Below are 435 nucleotides of genomic sequence, written 5' to 3' on the forward strand. Positions count from 1 at the left end.
ATCTTGGCGTCCTCAGCCTTGCCGCGGACCAGCTTGACGTATTCCTTGCGCCGTTCCTCTGTCAGTTCGGGGAGCACCACGCGGATCACGTTGCCGTCATTGGACGGGTTGGCGCCGAGATCGGAATCACGGAGCGCCTTCTCGATCTCGCTCAGTGCGGAGCGGTCAAACGGGGTGATCAGGAGGGTGCGTGCTTCCGGGTTCTGGAAGGACGCCAGCTGCTGCAGCGGCGTGGGCGAGCCGTAGTAGTTGACGATGACCTTCGAGAACAGGGACGGGTTGGCGCGGCCGGTGCGTACGGTCGCGAAGTCTTCCTTTGCTGCCTCGACTGCCTTGTCCATGCGGGCTGTGGCGTCTGACATGGTCTCTTCGATCACGATTTCTCCTTTGGTTCGAAATCCGCTGCTTTCAAGCGTCCGATTCAGTTGATAATCC

The 435-nt window shown here is 60.5% G+C and carries 1 protein-coding gene; it reads right to left on the minus strand.

The annotated features are described in order from the left end of the window. On the minus strand, window positions 1-377 hold a 377-nt coding region (gene frr / locus H0X90_RS35400), incomplete at its 3' end, for a ribosome recycling factor (RefSeq protein WP_196438445.1). Window positions 378-435 lie beyond the last annotated feature (58 nt).

The organism is Burkholderia sp. 9775_39 (genome assembly GCF_015712225.1).
GTDB lineage: Bacteria > Pseudomonadota > Gammaproteobacteria > Burkholderiales > Burkholderiaceae > Burkholderia > Burkholderia cenocepacia.